This window comes from Nocardioides sp. Z24_21 (genome assembly GCF_058134345.1).
In genome coordinates, this window is the sequence record NZ_JBYTTH010000006.1 from 47,020 (window position 1) to 66,993 (window position 19,974).

Below are 19,974 nucleotides of genomic sequence, written 5' to 3' on the forward strand. Positions count from 1 at the left end.
GCTGGACAGCATGAAGCGGAACAAGCCGCTCGCGCTCGTTGCCGGTGCTGCCCTACTGACGCTCGCCGCCTGCGGTGGCGGGTCGTCGGACGAGGGCGAGACCGGGAGCGGGACGACTCGAGAGTTCGGCGACCAGGGAGGGGGCACCAAGGACGCTGAGCGTCAGGCCCCCGCTGCCGAGGTGGAGGGTGCCACCCCGGGCGGGACCATCACGGTCTACCTGCCCGGAGACCCCGGTCCGGACACGCTCGACCCGACCGCTGGTTGGTCGGTGACCGGCAACTCGATCCAGCAGGCGCTCACGAGCCGCTCGCTGACCCAGTACATCCGTGACGAGAACGGCCAGCCGGTGCTGGTGCCCGACCTCGCCACCGACCTGGGCACCCCCAACGACGACTACACGGAGTGGACCTTCACCATCCGTGACAACGCGACGTGGGAGGACGGCAAGCCCGTCACGGCCGAAGAGGTCGCGTTCGGCATCTGCCGCTCGCTCGACTCCGAGGCGTTCCCGTCCGGTGCCGGCACCGAGTACTCCAAGCACTACTTCGCGGGTGCCGAGGACTACGAGGGCCCCTACACCGCCAAGGACCCCAAGTGCGAGAACTGGGACGGCATCGCGGTCGACGGCCAGGACGTCACCATCTCGATGTCCACGCCCTTCCCGGACATGGACTACTGGGGCGCGTTCATGGCGATGGGCCCCGCGCCCCTCGGCAACGCCTCCAAGCCGCCGAACTACGGCACCAAGCCGCTGTCCAACGGCCCCTACAAGGTCGAGAGCTACAAGCCCAACGAGGAGCTCGTCCTCGTGAAGAACGACCAGTGGGCCGCTGACTCCGACCCGGGTCGTCACCAGTACGCCGACGAGTTCGTCTTCAAGTTCAACCAGGACCAGGCCAAGGTCGACGAGATCATGCTCTCCGACAACGCCGACAGCCAGACGGCCGTGTCCACCTCGCTCGGCTCGGACAAGTACAACGACGCCAACGGCCAGCTGGGTGACCGCCTGGTCCAGCAGACCTCGCAGTGCGTCTCCACGCTGACCCCGGACTACAACAAGATCCCCGAGATCGAGGTCCGCAAGGCGCTCGCCTACGCGTACCCCTACGAGGACGTGTGGATCGCCGGCGGCGAGGTGCCCGGTGTCACCCGCATCCCCGCCAACTCGGTGATGCCCCCCGGCATGGCCGGCAAGAAGGACTTCCAGGTCGACGGTGAGCAGATCACCTACGACCCGGAGAAGGCCAAGGCCCTCCTGGAGGAGGCCGGCGTCGAGACCCCGTACCCGATCACCATGGTCTACTACGAGGTCGACCCGCTGGCGAAGGCCACCCAGGACCAGATCACCAAGGGCTACGAGGCCGCCGGCTTCTCGGTCAAGGCGATCCCGGTGCAGGAGTCGCCGTACAACATCTGGCTCGACCCCGACAACAAGGTCAACAAGAAGCTCAACCTCCGTGGCGTCAACTGGTGCTCGGACTGGCCGTCGGGCTCGACCATGCTCCCGCCGCTGCTCAAGGGTGGTGCCGTCTACAACACCGCTCTGTTCGACGAGGCTTCGGTCAACGACGAGATGGACCGCATCAGCACGCTGCCGCTCGACGAGCAGGCTGCTGCCTGGGGCGACCTGGACGAGAAGATCATGACGGAGTACTTCCCGATCATCCCGACCGCGTTCCGCAACGACCTGTTCGTCTTCGGCACCAAGGTCGGCAACCCCTCGGGCGATGGCTCGATCGGTGCGCCGAACTACAAGGACCTGTACGTGATGCAGTGATCCTGGCGCTCATCAGGTCCTCGACCTGGAGCACCATGTAGTCCCCAGCACGACCCAGCACCACACTGACGGGTGGGGGCTCCCGGACCGGGAGCCCCCACTCGCCAGCCCGGACCCCGATAGGCTGTCTCCTCGGGGGCCGACTCATCCACCATCCCCGGAGAGTGACCAGCGATGCTTGCCTATGTCGTGAAGCGCCTGATCTCGGGAGTCCTCGTCGTGGCCCTGGTCTCGATGGCGATCTTCCTGCTGTTCTGGTACGGCCCTTCGAGCCCGGCGCAGCCGATCTGTGACCGCGAGACCAGCAACAGGTGCACCCAGCAGAAGCTCGCGGTCTACGAGAAGACCCTGGGTTACAACAACCCGGTCTACGAGGAGTACGCCAAGTACGTCGAGGGCATCTTCGTCGGTCGCACGCTCACCATCGCGTCCAACGAGTACGAGTGCTCCGCCCCGTGCCTCGGCGTCAGCTTCCGCACCAAGCAGCCGGTCAAGGAGGAGCTCGTCTCGCGCATGCCCGCGACCTTCTCCGTGGCGATCGGCGGTGCGTTCCTCTACCTGCTCTTCGGGGTGCCCATCGGTGTCGCCGCCGCGAGACGGCGCGGCACCGTGGCTGACAAGGCCCTGGTGTCGAGCTTCCTGTTCATCAGCTCGATCCCCTACTACCTCTTCGCCCTGCTGACCTGGCTCTACCTCACGATCACGTTCGAGGTGCCGCTCTTCAGCGACACGGGCTACTTCTCGATAGGCGCCAACGGGCCATGGAAGTGGTTCAGCGGCCTGTTCCTCGCCTGGGTGGCACTCGGCATCTTCGGGTGCACCCAGTACACCCGATTCACCCGCGGCGCGATGGTCGAGGCCCTCAGCGAGGACTACATCCGCACCGCCAAGGCCAAGGGCCTCCCGGCTCGCACGATCGTCTACAAGCACGGACTGCGCGCCGCGCTGGTGCCGGTCGTGACGATCTTCGGCATCGACTTCGGCACGCTCCTCGCGGGCACCATCTTCACCGAGCGGATCTTCGAGATCCAGGGCATCGGGTGGTGGAGCCTGCAGGCGGTCCAGGGCCGTGACCTGCCAGTGGTGCAGGCGACCGCCCTGTTCAGCGCCGTCGTCCTGATCATCTCCAACCTGCTCGTGGACATCGTCTACAGCGTCCTCGACCCGAGGGTGAGGCTCTCGTGACCAGCGTTCCCATGACCCAGTCGAGTGCCCCCGCCTCCGCGGAGGCCGAAGGCCCCTTCCTCCAGGTCGAGGACCTGAAGGTCACCTTCCCGACCGAGGACGGCCCCGTCACCGCGGTGCAGGGACTGTCCTACTCGGTCGAGAAGGGCAAGACGCTCGGCATCGTCGGCGAGTCGGGCTCCGGCAAGTCGGTCTCGAGCATGGCCGTGATGGGCCTGCACGACACCAAGTCGGCGCAGATCTCCGGCTCGATCCGCGTCGGCGGCACCGAGGTCGTCGGCCTCAGCGAGTCGCGCATGCGCAGCCTGCGCGGCAACGAGATGGCGATGATCTTCCAGGACGCGCTCGCGGCCCTGCACCCGTTCTACAAGATCGGCTCGCAGCTGGCGGAGGCCTACCTGGTGCACCACTCCGGTGCCTCCAAGCGCGACGCGCGCCGCAAGGCGATCGAGATGCTCGACCGCGTGGGCATCCCGCAGCCCGACCGGCGCGTCGACGACTACCCCCACCAGTTCTCCGGGGGCATGCGCCAGCGCGCGATGATCGCGATGGGCCTGATCAACGACCCGTCGCTCCTGATCGCCGACGAGCCGACCACCGCGCTCGACGTGACGGTGCAGGCGCAGATCCTCGACCTGCTCCAGGACCTCCAGCGCGAGTTCAACTCCGCGGTCATCATCATCACCCACGACCTCGGCGTCATCGCCGAGATGGCCGACGACGTCCTGGTGATGTACGCCGGGCGGTGCGTGGAGTTCGGCACGACCAAGCAGATCCTGACCACGCCGGAGATGCCCTACACCTGGGGGCTGCTCTCCAGCGTGCCCGAGGTGTCGGCGTCCACCGACGCGCGCCTGATCCCGATCCCGGGCAACCCGCCCAGCCTGCTGCGCCCGCCGCCGGGATGCTCCTTCCACCCCCGGTGCGTGCACTCCGACAAGGTCCCCGGCGACCTGTGCTCGACCCAGCTCCCCGACCTGCTGCCGGCCAGCACGGGCACGGCCCATCTCAAGCGCTGCCACCTGGCCGACCCCATCGCGGTCTACCACGCGGAAGTGCTGCCCGAGATCGCCCCCGACCTCGTCGAGGAGACCCGATGACCCAGGATCCCAACGCCCGCGCCGAGATCGAACCGACCGAGATCGGAGCCAACGCGGCGGAGACCGGGGAGCGTGAGCTCACCAACCCGGTGAGCGAGGCCTACGGCGACGACGACATCCCCGTCGACCTCGACTTCGCGACGCTGGCCGAGCAGGGCCACGTGGCCGCCGAGCTCGACCCCGACGCCCCGGCCGTGCTGACGGTCGACAACCTCAAGATGTACTTCCCGGTGAGGTCCTCGGGCATCGTCCGACGCACCATCGGGCACGTGCAGGCCGTCGACGGGATCTCGTTCGAGGTCCCCAAGGGAGGCTCGCTGGGCCTGGTGGGGGAGTCGGGCTGCGGCAAGTCGACGACCGGACGCCTGATCACCCGGCTCTACAAGCCGACCGGCGGCTCGATGATGTTCGCCGACAAGGACCTGGCCAAGCTCTCCAACAAGGAGATGAAGCCGCTGCGCCGCGACGTGCAGATGATCTTCCAGGACCCCTACACCTCGCTCAACCCGCGGCACACCGTCGGCACGATCGTCGGAGCGCCGCTCGAGGTGCACAAGATCGTGCCCAAGAACAAGATCCTGCCGCGCGTGCAGGAGCTGCTCGAGATCGTGGGCCTCAACCCCGAGCACTACAACCGCTACCCCAACGAGTTCTCCGGTGGCCAGCGCCAGCGCATCGGCATCGCCCGGGCGCTCACGCTCAACCCCAAGGTCCTCGTGGCCGACGAGCCTGTCTCCGCGCTCGACGTGTCGATCCAGGCGCAGGTGGTCAACCTGCTCCAGGACATCCAGACCGAGTTCGACGTGGCGTTCCTCTTCATCGCCCACGACCTCGCCATCGTGCGCCACTTCTGCCCCGAGATCGCCGTGATGTACCTCGGCAAGATCGTGGAGATCGGCGACCGGGAGACGATCTACGCCAAGCCGCACCACCCCTACACCCAGGCGCTGCTGTCCGCGGTGCCCGACGTGAAGCAGGCCGCGATCGGCGGCCGGCGCGAGCGCATCCGGCTCGAGGGTGACGTGCCGAGCCCGATCAACCCGCCGTCGGGCTGCCGGTTCCGCACCCGCTGCCAGTTCGCGCAGGAGATCTGCGCGAAGGTCGAGCCGCCGCTGCTGCAGATCGGCAAGCGCCACAAGGTGGCCTGCCACTTCGCGGGCGAGCTGGGCGCGCATCCCGCCACTCCGGTGACGACCGAGCTGCTCGGCGTCGACGACCAGGGCACGCCGGTGCCGGGCGCCACGCCCAGCAACACCCAGCTCACGATCCCGGGCTACGAGAAGACCTGGTACGACCTCCGGACCAAGCAGACGACGGGGGCCTGAGTCGAGCGCCGTCGGCGCCCGGGGGATACTTCCCGGCGTGGACGGCCTCTTCGAGATCTCGGGCGCGGGGCAACCCGCGCCCGGCTCCGTGCCCAGCGCCGGCTCGCTGGGCGCCAACACGCACGCGTCCGCGCCCCTGGCCGTGCGCATGCGGCCGCGCACGATCGACGAGCTCGTCGGCCAGCAGCAGCTGCGGGCGGCCGGCTCTCCGCTTCGCCGGCTGATCGAGGGCGACCAGTCGATGTCGCTGCTGCTGTGGGGCCCGCCCGGCACCGGCAAGACCACGATCGCGGCGATCGTGAGCCAGCAGACCCGACGCCGGTTCGTGGAGGTCTCGGCGGTCGCCGCCGGGGTGAAGGAGGTGCGCGCCGCCATCGACGGCGCCCGGGCCGAGCTGGCCAGGGGCGGTCAGGAGACCGTCCTGTTCGTCGACGAGGTGCACCGTTTCACCAAGGCTCAGCAGGACGCGCTGCTGCCGGGCGTGGAGAACCGGTGGGTCACCCTGATCGCCGCCACCACGGAGAACCCGTTCTTCTCGGTGATCAGCCCGCTCCTCTCGCGCAGCCTGCTGCTGCGGCTGCAGTCGCTGACCGACGAGGACGTCGCCGAGGTGATCGACCAGGCGCTCCTCGACGAGCGAGGGCTGGCCGGCAGCACGGTCCTCGAGGACGACGCCCGCGACCACCTCGTCCGCCTCGCCGGCGGTGACGCCCGGCGCGCCCTCACCTACCTCGAGGCCGCCGCCGGCGCCGCGAGCAGCAACGGCGTGACCACGATCGACCTCGCCACCGCCGAGACCGCGGTCGACCAGGCCGCCGTGCGCTACGACCGGCAGGGCGACCAGCACTACGACGTGATCTCCGCCTTCATCAAGTCGATCCGCGGGTCAGACCCCGACGCGGCGCTGCACTACCTCGCCCGGATGATCGAGGCGGGCGAGGACCCGCGCTTCATCGCCCGCCGCCTCGTGGTGCACGCGAGCGAGGACGTCGGGCTGGCCGACCCGACTGCGCTGCAGGCGGCCGTCGCGGCCGCCCAGGCGGTGCAGCTCATCGGGATGCCGGAGGCGAGGATCAACCTCGCCCAGGCCACCATCCACCTCGCCGTCGCCCCCAAGTCCAACGCCGTGATCACCGCGATCGACGCGGCCCTCTCCGACGTACGGGCCGGGAAGATCGGGCAGGTGCCCTCCCACCTGCGCGACGCCCACTACGGCGGCGCCACGGACCTCGGGCACGGCAAGGGCTACGCCTACCCCCACGACAAGCCCTTCGGTGTGGCCGAGCAGCAGTACCTTCCCGACGTCCTCGCCGACGCGAGCTACTACCGTCCGACGTCGCTCGGCGCCGAGGCCGGCGTCAAGGAGCGCTGGGAGCGGGTCCGGCGGATCGTCCGCGGCGGCTGACCCGCCGTCGCGTGAGGCTTGTAGGCTCGGCGCCGTGACGACGGAGCAGGCGTGGCTGGGTGCAGCGGTCGTGGTGGCGCTGGTGGCGCTCGCCGTGGCGCTGCTCGCGCATCGTCGCGCTCGCCGCGCCGAGGCGCGTGCGGAGTCGCTCGCCGAGTCCCTCACGGCGTCGCTGTCCGAGCGTGCCCCAGCGCCGCACGCCGAGGCCGGCGCGTCCGCGTTCGTGATCACCGGGCTCGACGACCCCGCACGTGGGACGGCGCCACACCGTGGGCCCGAGGTCGACCCGCCCGTGGCCCGGCCCATCGACGGTCGCCTGTTCACCGACCTCGTCGTCCGCGAGACCGTGGTCCGGGCGGCCGGCTGGTCCCACGGCCTGCGGCGGGCCATGTCGGCCGAGAGCCGCAACCGGATCCGCTTCGCGGTGCGGCAGGAGTCGCGCCGTGCGGGCCGCGAGCGCCGCGCCGAGGTGAAGCAGGCCATGCGCGAGTTCCGTGCCCGCGAGCGCGCCGACGCCCGCGCCGACCTCGGCGAGGACGTCGCCTGATGGGTCGCCCACTCTGGTTCGTCGCCGGAGCGGGGGTCGGGGTCTACGCCGCTGCCCGCGCCCGCCGCGTCGCCGACTCACTCACCGCCGACGGCGTACGCGACCGCGTACGCGGGTGGCAGGCCGGCGCCCGGCTCTTCGCCGAGGAGGTCCAGCAGGGCCGTGCCGAGCGCGAGACCGAGCTGCGCGAGCAGCTCGGGCTGCGGCCCATGGGGACCGGGCATCCTCCCGAGCTGACCACGAGCACCACCGAGACGAAGGACCACTGATGGACACCGCCGAGATCCGCCGCCGCTTCCTCGCGCACTTCGAGGCCGTTGGACACGCCGTGGTGCCGTCCGCCTCGCTGCTCGCCGACGACCCCAACCTGCTGTTCGTCCCGGCGGGCATGGTGCCGTTCAAGCCCTACTTCCTCGGCCAGGAGACGCCGCCGTTCGTGCGCGCGACCAGCATCCAGAAGTGCGTGCGCACCCCCGACATCGAGGACGTCGGCAAGACCACCCGCCACGGCACGTTCTTCGAGATGTGCGGCAACTTCTCCTTCGGCGACTACTTCAAGTCCGGTGCCATCGAGCTGGCCTGGGACCTGATCACCAAGCCGGTCGCCGACGGTGGCTACGGACTCGAGCAGGACCGCCTCTACCCGTCGGTGCTGGTCGGCGACGAGGAGGCCATCGGCATCTGGATGAAGGTCACCGGACTGCCGCGCGAGCGGATCGTCCAGCTCGGCCCGAAGGAGAACTACTGGTCGATGGGCGTCCCGGGCCCCGGCGGCCCCTGCTCGGAGATCCTCTACGACCGCGGTCCCGAGTGGGGTCCCGACTTCGACCCCGCCGCGCTCGGCCCGGACATGCCGGTCGAGCTCGAGGACCGGCTGCTGGAGATCTGGAACCTCGTCTTCATGCAGGACGAGCTCAGCGCCGTGCGGTCCAAGTCGGACTTCGACATCGCCGGCTCGCTGCCGAAGAAGAACATCGACACCGGCATGGGCCTCGACCGGGTCGCGCTGCTGCTGCAGGGCAAGAAGAACATGTACGAGATCGACGTCGTCTACCCCGTCATCGCCAAGGCCGAGGAGATGACCGGCAAGACCTACGGTGCCGACCCCCAGGACGACGTCCGCTTCCGCGTGGTCGCCGACCACGTCCGGTCCTCGATGATGCTGATCGGTGACGGCGTGACGCCCGGCAACGACGGTCGGGGCTACGTGCTGCGCCGGCTGCTGCGCCGCGCGGTGCGGTCGATGCGGCTGCTGGGCTGCGACGCCCCCGTGCTTCCCGAGCTGATGCCGATCTCCCGCGACAGGATGGGGGAGACCTACGACAACCTCCTGACCGACTGGCCGCGCATCTCGCAGGTCGCCTTCGCCGAGGAGGACGCGTTCCGCAAGACGCTCCAGGCCGGCACGCAGATCTTCGACACCGCTGCCTCCGAGGTGAAGTCCACCGGCGGCACCACGCTCTCCGGAGAGCGCGCCTTCGCGCTGCACGACACCTACGGCTTCCCCATCGACCTGACCCTCGAGATGGCGGCCGAGCAGGGCCTCACCGTCGACGAGCAGGGGTTCCGCGGGCTGATGGCCGAGCAGCGAGAGCGTGCCAAGGCCGACGCTCGTGCCAAGAAGGGCGCCCACGGCGACACGGCCGTCTACCGCGGCGTGTTCGACGAGTTCGGCCCGACCGAGTGGCTGGCCTACGAGACGCTCGAGACCGAGTCGAAGCCGCTGGCCCTGCTCAGCGGCGGAGCCCCGGTGCAGCGCCTGGTCGAGGGGGAGGTCGGCGAGCTCGTGCTCGACCGCACGCCGTTCTACGCCGAGTCCGGCGGACAGGCGGCCGACGCCGGGACGATCGTCTTCGACGGCGGCCGCATCGAGGTGCTCGACGTCCAGCGCCCCATCAAGGGCCTGGTCGTCCACCAGGTGCGCGTGCTCGAGGGCGAGCTCGACCCCGGCCGTGAGGTCCACGCCCGCGTCGACCCCGAGTGGCGCACCGGCGCCCGCCAGGCGCACTCCGGCACCCACGTCGTGCACGCCGCGCTGCGCGAGGTGCTCGGCCCCACGGCGCTGCAGTCCGGCTCCTACAACCGCCCCGGCTACCTCCGGCTCGACTTCGGCTGGACCCAGGCGCTGACCCCCGAGCAGGTGCGCGACATCGAGTCCGTCTCGCAGCAGGCGCTGCGGGCCGACCTGCCCGTGCACTGGGACTACATGACGCTCGAGCAGGCCAAGGAGTGGGGCGCGATCGCGCTCTTCGGCGAGACCTACGACAACACCAAGGTGCGCGTCGTCGAGATCGGCGGACCGTGGTCGCGCGAGCTCTGCGGCGGCACGCACGTCGACCACTCCTCGCAGATCGGCACGGTCGTGGTGACCGGCGAGACGAGCGTCGGCTCGGGCAACCGCCGCATCGAGGCGCTCACCGGCGTGGAGGGCTTCGGCTACCTCGCCCGCGAGCGCGACGTCGTCGCCCAGCTCACCGGCCTGCTCAAGACCCAGCCCGACGACCTCGTCAGCCGGGTCCAGGGCCTCACCGAGCGGCTCCGCGCCGCCGAGAAGGAGCTCGAGAAGGCGCGCCTGGCCCAGCTCCTCGGCGCCAGCGCCGACCTCGCCGCCGGGGCGTCGCAGGTCGGGCCGGTCAAGCTGGTCGCCCACCGCGCCGACGGGGCCGGTGCCGGCGACGTGCGCAACCTCGCGCTCGACGTCCGCGGCCGGCTGCCGCAGGGTGAGCCCGGCGTCGTGGTCATCATCGGTCAGGCCGGCGGCAAGGTCTCGGTCGTGGCCGCCACCAACGACCAGGCCCGCGCCCGCGGGCTCTCCGCCGGTGACCTCGTCCGCGCCGTCGGGCCGCTGCTCGGTGGCAAGGGCGGCGGCAAGGACGACGTGGCCCAGGGCGGTGGCACCGACGCCTCACGCATCGACGAGGCCCTCGACCTGGTCGGTCGCGAGGTCGCGCAGCGCGCGACCCAGGTCTGAGAGGACGAGCGTGAGGCGAGGAGTGCGGCTCGGCGTCGACCCGGGGGACGCCCGGATCGGCGTGGCGAGCAGCGACCCCTCCGGGGTCCTCGCCACCCCCGTGGAGACGGTGCGCAGCGGCGGGGGCGACGTACGCCGGCTCGCCCAGCTCGTCGCCGAGCTCGACGCGGTCGAGGTGGTGGTCGGGCTGCCCCGCTCGCTCAACGGGACGGAGGGCCCGGCGGCCCAGAAGGCACGCGCACTTGCCCTCAGGCTGGCGCGGAGGGTTGCCCCCGTGCCCGTGAGGCTGTGTGATGAACGACTGACCACGGTGTCCGCCGAGTCGATCCTGCGCGAGCAGGGCCGGCACGGCGCCAAGCGGCGCGCGGTCGTGGATCAGGCGGCAGCCGTGCTGATCCTGCAGACTGCACTCGACACGGAACGGTCGAGTGGGCAGGCACCGGGAGAGATCGTCGAGGTGGCGGAGACAGATGAGTGAGCACGAGACCCGTTCGGACGCCCCCGTGCGCCCGGAGGAGCGGGAGGAGCACGAGGACCGCGCCTACGTCCCGGGCGGCAAGCGGCGCAAGAGCCGCGGGTTCAAGGGCTGCTTCGCCGTGCTGATCGCGCTCGTCGTGCTGCTCGGCGGCTTCTACGTCGCGCTGACGCAGGGCGTCTCCTGGGTCGCCGACCAGTTCCAAGGCCCCGAGGACTACCCCGGGCCGGGCACGGGCTCGGTCGAGTTCACCGTCAACGAGGGCGACACCACCGCCCAGATCGGCCGCAACCTCAAGGACGACGGCGTCATCAAGTCGGTCCAGGCCTTCATCGACGCCGCCGCCGGCGAGCCCGCCGCCGCGGGCATCCAGGTCGGCGCGTACGAGCTCCAGGAGGAGATGCGTGCCGCCGACGCCCTCGAGGTGCTGATCGACCCCGCCAACCTCATCGGCTTCCCGACCGTCACCATCCCCGAGGGCCTGCGCCTCACCGAGATCGTCGCGACGCTCGCCGACAGCACCGAGTTCTCCGAGCAGGCCTGGAACCGGGCCCTCCAGAAGCCCGACAAGCTCGGGCTGCCCGACTACGCCGAGGGCAACGCCGAGGGCTACCTCTTCCCGGCGACCTACGAGATCAAGCCCGGCATGAAGCCGGTGCGCATCCTCACGATGATGGTCGACCGCTGGCGCGCCGCCGCCGACGCCGCCGGCCTCGAGGAGCGGGCCGCCGAGCTCGGCAAGACGCCCGGCGAGCTGATGATCATCGCCTCCCTGATCGAGGCCGAGGGCCGCGGCGACGACATGCCCAAGATCGCCCGCGTGATCTACAACCGGCTCGACGGCCCCGGCGACAAGGGCGGCACCAACGGCACGCTGGGCATCGACGCCTCGATCGCCTACGGGCTCGGCCTCTCGCCCGGCTCGACCGAGCTCACGCCCGAGCAGCTGGCCGAGGACACCCCCTACAACACGCGAATCAACCCGGGGCTCCCGCCCACGCCCATCGAGGCGCCCGGCGACGACGCCATCGCGGCGGCGGCCAACCCCGCTGAGGGCAACTGGTACTACTACGTCACGGTCGACCTCGCGACGGGCGAGACCAAGTTCTACGAGACCTACGACGGCTTCCTCGAGGGTCGCAACGAGTACAAGACCTACTGCGAGACGTCCGACCGGTGCTGAGCCGGTGCTGAGCCGGCGCTGCGGCGTGCTCGGCGACCCGATCGCGCACTCGCTCTCACCGACGCTGCACCGCACGGCCTACGCCGAGCTCGGGCTCGACTGGGCCTACGACGCCCACCGGGTGCCCGCCGGTGGGCTCGAGGAGTTCGTGTCCGGGCTCGGTCCGCAGTGGCGCGGGCTGTCGCTCACCATGCCGCTCAAGCGTGAGGCGCTCGCGCTGGTCGACCGCTCCACCGACCGCGCGCGCCTGGCGGGAGCCGTCAACACGGTCGTGCTCGAGGACGACGGGACGCGCGTCGGCGACAACACCGACCTGCCGGGAGCAGCGGCCGCGATCCGCGAGCGCACGTCCGCCCCGCTCGCCACGGCTGTCGTGCTGGGGGGTGGCGCGACCGCGACGTCGACCGGGCTGGCGCTGGCCGAGCTCGGGGTGGGCTCGGTCGAGCTGCTGGTGCGCGACGCGTCGCGAGCCGCCGAGACCGTGGCGGCGCTCCGCTCGCACCCGGCCGGCATCGACGTCCGCACCGGCTCGCTCGACGCCCCCGACGCCCTCGTCGCCGACATCGTGGTGTCCACCGTCCCGGCTGGCGCGCAGACGTCCGCCCTGGTGGAGCGCTGCGCGGCGGTGCCGGTGGTCTTCGAGGCGGTCTACGACCCGTGGCCGACCCCGCTGGCCGCCTCGGCGTCAGGCCGCACCCTCGTCGGCGGGCTCGACCTGCTCGTCCACCAGGCCGCCCTGCAGGTCGAGCTGTTCACCGGCCGCCCGGTCGCGGTCGAGCTGCTGCGCGATGCGGGCGAACGTGCCCTCGCGGCGCGGAATCCCGGTTGAATGGGCTCGTGAACGACACCGTCCTCGCCGTCCTCGTGGCGGCGGTGCTCGCCGGCCTCGGCGGTCTCCTCGTCCCGCGCCTCGTCGCGCGCGTGCCGGAGCCCGTGCCCAAGCCCGTCGGGTCCCCGGACGGGGCCGGCCCCGACGCCGGCGAGCCGGGCTCCGTCGCCACGCAGGTCGAGCCGCCCAAGACGCGCTACGCCGACATCGCCGGGCGACCGGGGCTGGGCTGGCGCAGTGCGGTGGTGTCGGCCGTCTCCGGCGCGCTGCTGGGGGCGGCGACGGGCCTCGACTGGTCGCTGCTGTGGCTGGTGCCGCTGACCCCGGTCGCGGTCGCCCTGTCCGTCATCGACTGGCACACCCGCCTGCTCCCGCGGGTCGTCGTCGTGCCGGCGACCCTCGCCGCGATCGTCGCGGTGACGGCGGTGGGCCTGGCGACGGGCGAGCGGGAGTCCCTCGTACGCGCCCTCGTCGCGATGGTCCTCGCGCGGTCCTTCTTCTGGGTGCTGTGGTTCGTGCGCTCGGCGGGGATGGGCTTCGGCGACGTGCGGCTGGCGGCACCCGTCGGGCTCGTGCTCGGCTGGGCCGGCTGGGGCGAGCTGGCGATCGGGGTGTGGGCGAGCTTCGTGCTGTTCGTCGTTCCCGTGCTGGTCGTCCTCGTGGTCAGGCGCGACCGCAGCCTGCTGAAGCGCGCGGTGCCGTTCGGCCCCTTCATGTGCGCCGGTGCGCTGGTGGGTCTCGTCTGGGGGACTGCGCTCGCTGGGCGCATCTGGGGCTGAGAGACTGCACGCATGCTCCGATGGCTCACAGCAGGCGAGTCCCACGGTCCCTCGCTGGTCGCGATCCTCGAGGGGCTGCCCGCCCATGTCCGCGTCACCACCGACGACCTCGCCGACTCACTGGCGCGCCGCCGGCTCGGCTACGGCCGTGGGGCGCGGATGAAGTTCGAGCAGGACGAGGTCCGCCTGCTGGGCGGGGTGCGCCACGGCGAGACCCAGGGCGGACCGGTGGCCATCGAGATCGGCAACACCGAGTGGCCCAAGTGGGAGAAGGTCATGTCGGCCGACCCGGTCGACCCGGTCGAGCTCGAGGCACTGGCCCGCAACGCTCCGCTCACCCGGCCGCGGCCCGGCCACGCCGACCTGGTCGGCATGCAGAAGTACGCCTTCGACGAGGCCCGCCCCATCCTGGAGCGCGCCTCGGCGCGCGAGACCGCGGCCCGCGTGGCGCTCGGCCGGGTGGCGTCCAACTTCCTCGAGCAGACCGTCGGCGCGCGCATCGTCTCCCACGTCGTCTCGCTCGGTGGCGTCGCGGCACCCGCCGGCGTGGTCCCGGGTCCCGACGACGTCGAGCGGCTCGACGCCGACGAGGTGCGCTGCCTCGACCCCGAGGCGAGCGCCGCGATGGTCGCGCGCATCGACCAGGCCCACAAGGACGGCGACACGCTCGGCGGCGTCGTCGAGGTCGTCGTCCACGGACTCCCGCCCGGCCTCGGGTCGCACGTGCACTGGGACCGCCGGCTCGACGCCAGGCTGGCCGGTGCGCTGATGGGCATCCAGGCGATCAAGGGCGTCGAGGTCGGTGACGGGTTCGAGCTGGCCGACACCCCGGGCTCGCAGGCGCACGACGAGATCGTTCCCACCGACGATGGCCTGCGACGCACCTCGGGCCGCTCCGGCGGCACCGAGGGCGGCATGTCGACCGGCGAGGTCCTACGGGTGCGCGCGGCGATGAAGCCGATCGCCACCGTCCCCAAGGCCCTGCGCACCGTCGACGTGGCGACCGGGGAGGCCACCGTGGCCCACCACCAGCGTTCCGACGTGTGCGCGGTCCCCGCCGCGGGCATCGTGGCCGAGGCGATGGTCGCGCTCGTGCTCGCCGACGCGGTCGTGGAGAAGTTCGGCGGTGACTCGGTGCAGGAGACGCGCCGCAACGCCCAGTCCTACCTCGACACCATCCGGTACCGCTGATGGCGCCCCGGGTGGTGCTCGTCGGGCCGATGGGCGCGGGCAAGACGACCGTCGCGGAGCTGCTGGGCGAGGCCTGGGGGCTGCCGGTGCGCGACACCGACGCCGACATCGAGGCGAGCACCGGCAGGGAGATCTCCGACATCTTCGTCGAGTCGGGCGAGGACCACTTCCGCGAGCTCGAGGCGGCTGCGGTCGCCGCGGCGCTGCGTGAGCACGACGGCGTCCTGGCGCTCGGCGGGGGCGCGGTGCTGAGCGCCGCCACGCGCGAGCTGCTCGCCGGCCTGCCGGTGGTCTTCCTGCGCGTCGGACTGTCCGACGCCGTGAAGCGCGTCGGCCTGGGTGTCGGGCGCCCGCTGCTGCTCGGCAACGTCCGCAGTCGCATCAAGACGCTGCTCGACGAGCGGACGCCCCTCTACGAGTCGGTGGCCGTCCACACGGTCGACACCGATGGCCGCACCGCCGACGAGGTCGCCGCCGAGATCAGGAGCCTGCTCCGATGACCGAGCGCACCACCCGGAGCCACCAGCGGCCCGCCGACACGGTCCTGCACGTCGGCGGCTCCTCGCCCTACGACGTGGTGGTCGGTCACGGCCTCGCCTCCCTGCTCCCGGCCGTGCTGGGCGAGTCGGTCGAGCGCGTGGCGGTGCTCTACGCCGGCACGCTGGGCGCGCTCGCCGACCCCCTCGTCGACGCGCTCGTCGAGCACTACGACGTCCTCGCCCTCGGGCTGCCCGACGGGGAGCGCGCCAAGACCGCCCCCGTCGCGGCCGACTGCTGGGAGGCGCTCGGCGAGGCCGGCTTCACCCGCTCCGACGCCGTCGTGACCATCGGCGGGGGAGCGACCACCGACCTCGGCGGCTTCGTCGCCGCGACCTGGCTGCGCGGCGTACGCGTCGTGCACGTGCCGACCACCCTGCTCGCCATGGTCGACGCCGCGGTCGGCGGCAAGACCGGCATCAACACGGGCGCGGGCAAGAACCTGGTCGGCTCCTTCCACGAGCCCGCCGGGGTCCTCTGCGACCTGTCGCTGCTGGAGACGCTGCCCCACGAGGAGCTCGTCGCCGGGCTGGGCGAGGTGGTCAAGTGCGGCTTCATCGCCGATCCCGCCATCCTCGACCTGGTCGAACGCACGGACCCGGCCGCCCTGACGTGGGACTCGGCCGAGCTGCGCGAGCTCGTCGAGCGCGCGATCAGGGTCAAGGTCGACGTCGTGGTCGACGACCTCCGCGAGACCGGCGGCGCCGACGGGCATCCCGGCCGCGAGGTGCTCAACTACGGCCACACCCTCGCCCACGCGATCGAGCGCACGAGCGACTATGCCGTGCGCCACGGCGAGGCCGTCGCCATCGGGTGCGTCTACGTCGCCGAGCTGGCCGCGCGTGCCGCCGGCCTCGACCCGGCGCTGGTCGAGCGGCACCGCACCGTCCTGTCGCGCGTCGGGCTGCCGACGACCTACGACGCAGCCTCCTTCGACGACCTCCACGCCGCGATGAAGGTGGACAAGAAGGCGCGGGGCTCGCGGCTACGGTTCGTCGTGCTCGACGACCTCGCGGTCCCGCGGATCCTCGCCGGGCCCAGCGAGGACGACCTGCGGGCGGCCCACGCCGCGATCGGGGGCCGGGCGTGACGCGCGTGCTCGTCCTCAACGGCCCCAACATCGGACGGCTCGGTCGCCGGCAGCCGGAGATCTACGGCTCGACGACCCACGCCGAGCTGGCGCACCTGTGCGTGGAGTGGGGACGCGACCTCGGTCTGGAGGTCGAGGTGCGCCAGACCAACCACGAGGGCGACCTGCTCGACTGGCTCAACGCCGCCGCCGACGACGTCACCCCGGTCGTGCTCAACGCCGGCGCCTGGACCCACTACTCGCTCGCGCTCTGGGACGCCTGCGCCCAGCTCACCGCACCGCTGGTCGAGGTGCACATCTCCGACCCCAGGGAGCGTGCCGAGGAGTTCCGCCACACCTCGGTCGTCGAGCCGCACGCGGTCGCCACGATCGCCGGTCAGGGGATCGACGGCTACCGCCGGGCGCTCGAGGTGCTGGCCGGCGCCATGTCGTGACCTCCGCGGGGCGTGGCCGCGGGGCGCTGCTCGTCGCGGGCCTGCTCGGCAGCCTGCACGCGGCGTTCAGCCTCTACTGGGGTGCCGGCGGCCACTGGCTGGTCGAGACGCTCGGGCAGCGGATGGCGGACGCGTTCACCGGGTGGGAGTGGCTGCTGCTCCCGATCGGACTCCTCAAGCTGGTCGCGGCGTGGGTGCCGCTGCTCGCTGCGCGCGCCGGGTGGCCGGTGCGACGCCTGTCCAGGGGCGCCTGCTGGGTCGGTGCCACCGTGCTCGTGGCCTGGGGAGGGCTCAACACCGTGGTCGGCCAGCTCGTGCTGGCCGGCGCCGTCGTGCCGGACGGCGGCGTCGACCGGGCCGGCATGGTGGGCCACGCCTACCTCTGGGACCCGTTGTTCCTCCTCTGGGGCCTCGCCCTCGCCGCAGGGCTCGCCCGGTCCCGCGCCTGACGGCCGCGGCGGCGTCCGGTGCCGGACCTGTGCTTGGATCGCGAGGTGCTCCCCTTCCGCCAGGTCGACGTCTTCAGTGCCGAGCCGTGGCTCGGCAACCCGCTCGCGGTCGTGCACGACGCCGATGGCGTCTCCGACGAGGAGATGGCCAGGTTCGCGCGGTGGACCAACCTCTCGGAGACCACGTTCCTGTGCGCGCCGACCGACCCCGGCGCCGACTACCGGGTGCGGATCTGGACGATCGGCGGTGAGCTGCCGTTCGCCGGACACCCCACCATCGGCAGCGCGCACGCGTGGCTCGAGGCCGGGGGAGTGCCGCGCGGCGACGTGGTCGTGCAGGAGTGCGGCGCCGGGCTCGTCGACGTACGCCGCTCGCCGCGGCTCGGCTTCTCGGCGCCGCCGCTCCGGCGCTCCGGCCCCGTCGACGCCGACCTGCGGGCGCGCATCGTGCGCGCCCTCGGCATCGACGACGCGGCCGTGGAGGACATGGCGTGGATCGACAACGGACCCGGCTGGGTCGGCGTCGACCTCGGGTCGGCCGACGCGGTGGTGGCCGTCGCGCCGGACGTCCCCGCCTTCACCGACCTCAAGGTGACCGTCCTCGGCCGCTGGGACCCCGCCTCCGCCGCCGCGCTCGGCGCGGACGTCGAGGTGCGCGCCTTCTACGCCGACGGGAGGGACTTCGGGGAGGACCCGGTGACCGGCAGCGCCAACGCCGGACTCGCGCAGTGGCTGATCGGCACCGGCGCCCTCCCGGCGTCCTACACCGCCCGGCAGGGCAGCGTCATCGGCCGCGAGGGACGGGTCCGCCTCGAGGCGACGGACGGGGCCGTGTGGGTCTCCGGCGAGGCCGTCACCCGGATCGTCGGCCAGGTCGACGTCGGGGCGTCCGGCTCCGGTGCATGACGTGCGCGCATCGAGGCGGCGGCACCGGGGTAAGGGGGACCACGACTGATCGGCACGACGACCGATCGGCACGACGAACGAGGAGGCGGCGGTGGGCCTGACGGCTGTGCTGCACGGACGACGCGGACCGGTGGAGCTGGTGCTGGTGCGCCATGGGCAGAGTGCGGGCAACATCGCCGACTCCCAGGCGCGCGACGCCGACGCCGAGCGGCTCGAGCTGACGGCCCGCGACGCCGACGTCGAGCTGTCGGCCAACGGCGAGGAGCAGGCCCGCACGCTGGGGCGCTGGGTCGCGGACCTGCCTGCGTCCGAGCGCCCGGACCTCGTGGTCAGCTCGCCCTACCGGCGCGCCGCCGACACGGCGCGGGCGGCGCTCGAGGGCCTCGACCTCGACCTGCTGCTCGACGAGCGCCTGCGCGAGCGTGACCTCGGCCTGCTCGACGGCCTCACCGGCAAGGGCATCCGGGCACGCCACCCGGGAGAGGCCGAGCGCCGCTCCCACGTCGGCAAGTTCTACTACCAGCCCCCGTCGGGTGAGAGCTGGGCCGACGTGGTGCTGCGGATCCGCAGCCTGCTGGGCGACCTGCGCGAGGCGTACGACGGCAAGCGGGTGTGGCTGTTCACCCACCAGGCGGTGATCATGTCGTTCCGCTACGCCCTGGAGGGTCTCGACGAGGCCGAGCTGCTCGAGATCGACCGCACCACGCCGATCCCCAACGCCTCCATCACCCGCTACTGCCGGCGCGACGGTGGGCTGGTGCTCGACACCTTCGCCGACGACTCCCACCTCGAGCCCGGTCCCGCCGCCAGGACCGCCGAGGAGGGCCGGGCGGAGGAGGCGCCCGATGCCTGACGCCACTCCGGACCACGCGACCCAGGTCGACGCGACGCCGGTCGACGCCGACCTGCTGCGCCGGTGGCCGCTGCCCGAGCTCGGGGCCGACAAGGAGGAGCGCGGCCGGTTGACCGTGGTCGCCGGGAGCCGCGAGACCCCCGGGGCGGGGCTGCTCGCGGTCGAGGGCGCCTTCCGCGTGGGCGCGGGGAAGGTCCACCTCGCCACCGCCGACTCGTGCGCGCGCTCGCTCGCGGTCGCGGTGCCCGAGCTGATGGTGAGCGGGCTGGCCGAGGACGACGGCGGGGCCATCGCCCCCGACGAGGCCGACCGGCTGGTCGACTGCGCGGAGGGGAGCGGCGCGGTGCTGCTCGGCCCCGGCTTCGTGGCCCCCGACGTCTCCGACTCGCTCGTGCGCCGCGTCGCTCCCCGGCTCGCCGGCACCATCGTGCTCGACGCCCTCGCGACGGCCTACGTCACCGACAACCACGAGGAGGTCGCCTCGCTCGAGGCGACCGTCGTCCTGACCGTCAACCCCGGGGAGCTGGCGCACTGCCTCGGGGTCCCCGAGGACGAGGTGTCCGCCGACCTCGTCGCGCACACCGTGCGACTGGCCGCCCGCACCCAGGCCGTCGTCCTGTGCGGCGGGCCCGTCAAGGTGATCGCCCACGGCGACGACCTGTGGCTCGTCGAGGCCGGCAACCCCGGACTGGGGACGGCCGGCTCGGGCGACGTGCAGGCCGGCATCGTGGCGGGTCTGATCGCCCGCGGGACCGAGCCGGCGCAGGCCGCGGTGTGGGGCGCGTTCCTCCACGCGACCGCGGGCGACCGGCTGGCCGAGCGGGTCGGGCCCGTCGGCTACCTCGCCCGCGAGCTGCCCGGTGAGGTCCCCGGCCTGCTGGCGGAGCTGGTGGACTGACGCGTCCGTCGTGGGCCACCGGTCCAGACATGCGTAG

At 72.2% G+C, this 19,974-nt stretch carries 20 protein-coding genes; all 20 read left to right on the forward strand.

The window, feature by feature from the left end:
* The first annotated feature begins 10 nt into the window (after positions 1-10).
* The 20 genes from AC3X7Z_RS17565 (at position 11) to AC3X7Z_RS17660 (ending at position 19,937) form a co-directional block, all read left to right on the forward strand.
* Positions 11-1,780, forward strand: a complete 1,770-nt coding sequence (locus tag AC3X7Z_RS17565) for an ABC transporter substrate-binding protein (RefSeq protein WP_186341147.1) — start codon at positions 11-13, stop codon at positions 1,778-1,780.
* Between the two features lie 174 nt (positions 1,781-1,954).
* Positions 1,955-2,965 (forward strand): ABC transporter permease, encoded by a 1,011-nt coding sequence (locus AC3X7Z_RS17570; protein ID WP_186341148.1) that lies wholly within the window; start codon positions 1,955-1,957, stop codon positions 2,963-2,965.
* Between the two features lie 11 nt (positions 2,966-2,976).
* Positions 2,977-4,065: an ABC transporter ATP-binding protein gene (locus AC3X7Z_RS17575; protein WP_186341283.1), complete on the forward strand. Its 1,089-nt coding sequence runs from the start codon at positions 2,977-2,979 to the stop codon at positions 4,063-4,065.
* A complete protein-coding gene (locus AC3X7Z_RS17580) occupies positions 4,062-5,390 on the forward strand; it encodes an ABC transporter ATP-binding protein (protein WP_186341149.1) in 1,329 nt (442 codons plus the stop codon). The genes AC3X7Z_RS17575 and AC3X7Z_RS17580 overlap by 4 nt, the downstream gene beginning before the upstream one ends.
* Before the next feature lie 37 nt (positions 5,391-5,427).
* Entirely contained in the window at positions 5,428-6,795 is a 1,368-nt protein-coding gene (locus AC3X7Z_RS17585; protein ID WP_489976744.1) for a replication-associated recombination protein A, read from the forward strand.
* 34 nt (positions 6,796-6,829) lie between these two features.
* Complete coding sequence (locus AC3X7Z_RS17590) at positions 6,830-7,342, forward strand: hypothetical protein (RefSeq protein ID WP_186341150.1); 513 nt, start codon at positions 6,830-6,832, stop codon at positions 7,340-7,342.
* Positions 7,342-7,611 carry a DUF6167 family protein gene (locus AC3X7Z_RS17595; protein WP_489976745.1) on the forward strand — a complete coding sequence of 90 codons (270 nt, stop codon included), beginning with the start codon at positions 7,342-7,344 and terminating at the stop codon, positions 7,609-7,611. Before AC3X7Z_RS17590 ends, AC3X7Z_RS17595 begins: the two co-directional genes overlap by 1 nt.
* Positions 7,611-10,313: an alanine--tRNA ligase gene (alaS, locus tag AC3X7Z_RS17600; protein WP_489976746.1), complete on the forward strand. Its 2,703-nt coding sequence runs from the start codon at positions 7,611-7,613 to the stop codon at positions 10,311-10,313. The genes AC3X7Z_RS17595 and alaS overlap by 1 nt, the downstream gene beginning before the upstream one ends.
* Before the next feature lie 10 nt (positions 10,314-10,323).
* On the forward strand, positions 10,324-10,791 hold the full coding sequence (gene ruvX, locus AC3X7Z_RS17605) for a Holliday junction resolvase RuvX (RefSeq protein ID WP_186341153.1): 468 nt from the start codon (positions 10,324-10,326) through the stop codon (positions 10,789-10,791).
* A complete protein-coding gene (gene mltG / locus AC3X7Z_RS17610; RefSeq protein ID WP_489976747.1) occupies positions 10,784-11,971 on the forward strand; it encodes an endolytic transglycosylase MltG in 1,188 nt (395 codons plus the stop codon). Before ruvX ends, mltG begins: the two co-directional genes overlap by 8 nt.
* A 4-nt stretch (positions 11,972-11,975) precedes the next feature.
* Complete coding sequence (locus tag AC3X7Z_RS17615) at positions 11,976-12,800, forward strand: shikimate dehydrogenase (RefSeq protein WP_206054375.1); 825 nt, start codon at positions 11,976-11,978, stop codon at positions 12,798-12,800.
* 8 nt (positions 12,801-12,808) lie between these two features.
* Positions 12,809-13,579 (forward strand): prepilin peptidase, encoded by a 771-nt coding sequence (locus AC3X7Z_RS17620; protein ID WP_186341155.1) that lies wholly within the window; start codon positions 12,809-12,811, stop codon positions 13,577-13,579.
* Positions 13,580-13,591: 12 nt separating this feature from the next.
* A complete protein-coding gene (aroC, locus tag AC3X7Z_RS17625; protein ID WP_186341156.1) occupies positions 13,592-14,770 on the forward strand; it encodes a chorismate synthase in 1,179 nt (392 codons plus the stop codon).
* Positions 14,770-15,270, forward strand: coding sequence for a shikimate kinase (locus AC3X7Z_RS17630; protein ID WP_186341157.1), 501 nt, complete (start codon positions 14,770-14,772; stop codon positions 15,268-15,270). The genes aroC and AC3X7Z_RS17630 overlap by 1 nt, the downstream gene beginning before the upstream one ends.
* Positions 15,267-16,397, forward strand: coding sequence for a 3-dehydroquinate synthase (gene aroB / locus AC3X7Z_RS17635; protein WP_489976748.1), 1,131 nt, complete (start codon positions 15,267-15,269; stop codon positions 16,395-16,397). Before AC3X7Z_RS17630 ends, aroB begins: the two co-directional genes overlap by 4 nt.
* Complete coding sequence (locus AC3X7Z_RS17640; RefSeq protein WP_489976749.1) at positions 16,394-16,831, forward strand: type II 3-dehydroquinate dehydratase; 438 nt, start codon at positions 16,394-16,396, stop codon at positions 16,829-16,831. Before aroB ends, AC3X7Z_RS17640 begins: the two co-directional genes overlap by 4 nt.
* Complete coding sequence (locus AC3X7Z_RS17645) at positions 16,828-17,280, forward strand: DUF3995 domain-containing protein (RefSeq protein WP_489976750.1); 453 nt, start codon at positions 16,828-16,830, stop codon at positions 17,278-17,280. The genes AC3X7Z_RS17640 and AC3X7Z_RS17645 overlap by 4 nt, the downstream gene beginning before the upstream one ends.
* A gap of 45 nt (positions 17,281-17,325) precedes the next feature.
* Positions 17,326-18,186, forward strand: coding sequence for a PhzF family phenazine biosynthesis protein (locus AC3X7Z_RS17650; RefSeq protein WP_489976751.1), 861 nt, complete (start codon positions 17,326-17,328; stop codon positions 18,184-18,186).
* 91 nt (positions 18,187-18,277) lie between these two features.
* On the forward strand, positions 18,278-19,039 hold the full coding sequence (locus AC3X7Z_RS17655) for a histidine phosphatase family protein (protein ID WP_206054374.1): 762 nt from the start codon (positions 18,278-18,280) through the stop codon (positions 19,037-19,039).
* Entirely contained in the window at positions 19,032-19,937 is a 906-nt protein-coding gene (locus AC3X7Z_RS17660; RefSeq protein ID WP_186341163.1) for an NAD(P)H-hydrate dehydratase, read from the forward strand. Before AC3X7Z_RS17655 ends, AC3X7Z_RS17660 begins: the two co-directional genes overlap by 8 nt.
* Positions 19,938-19,974 lie beyond the last annotated feature (37 nt).

Bases quoted from the DNA above. Each gene is read 5' to 3' on its own strand.
- AC3X7Z_RS17565 (WP_186341147.1), top strand. From the start codon at position 11: ATGAAGCGGAACAAGCCGCTCGCGCTCGTTGCCGGTGCTGCCCTACTG.
- AC3X7Z_RS17570 (WP_186341148.1), top strand. From the start codon at position 1,955: ATGCTTGCCTATGTCGTGAAGCGCCTGATCTCGGGAGTCCTCGTCGTG.
- AC3X7Z_RS17575 (WP_186341283.1), top strand. From the start codon at position 2,977: ATGACCCAGTCGAGTGCCCCCGCCTCCGCGGAGGCCGAAGGCCCCTTC.
- AC3X7Z_RS17580 (WP_186341149.1), top strand. From the start codon at position 4,062: ATGACCCAGGATCCCAACGCCCGCGCCGAGATCGAACCGACCGAGATC.
- AC3X7Z_RS17595 (WP_489976745.1), top strand. From the start codon at position 7,342: ATGGGTCGCCCACTCTGGTTCGTCGCCGGAGCGGGGGTCGGGGTCTAC.
- alaS (WP_489976746.1), top strand. From the start codon at position 7,611: ATGGACACCGCCGAGATCCGCCGCCGCTTCCTCGCGCACTTCGAGGCC.
- mltG (WP_489976747.1), top strand. From the start codon at position 10,784: ATGAGTGAGCACGAGACCCGTTCGGACGCCCCCGTGCGCCCGGAGGAG.
- aroC (WP_186341156.1), top strand. From the start codon at position 13,592: ATGCTCCGATGGCTCACAGCAGGCGAGTCCCACGGTCCCTCGCTGGTC.
- AC3X7Z_RS17630 (WP_186341157.1), top strand. From the start codon at position 14,770: ATGGCGCCCCGGGTGGTGCTCGTCGGGCCGATGGGCGCGGGCAAGACG.
- aroB (WP_489976748.1), top strand. From the start codon at position 15,267: ATGACCGAGCGCACCACCCGGAGCCACCAGCGGCCCGCCGACACGGTC.
- AC3X7Z_RS17660 (WP_186341163.1), top strand. From the start codon at position 19,032: ATGCCTGACGCCACTCCGGACCACGCGACCCAGGTCGACGCGACGCCG.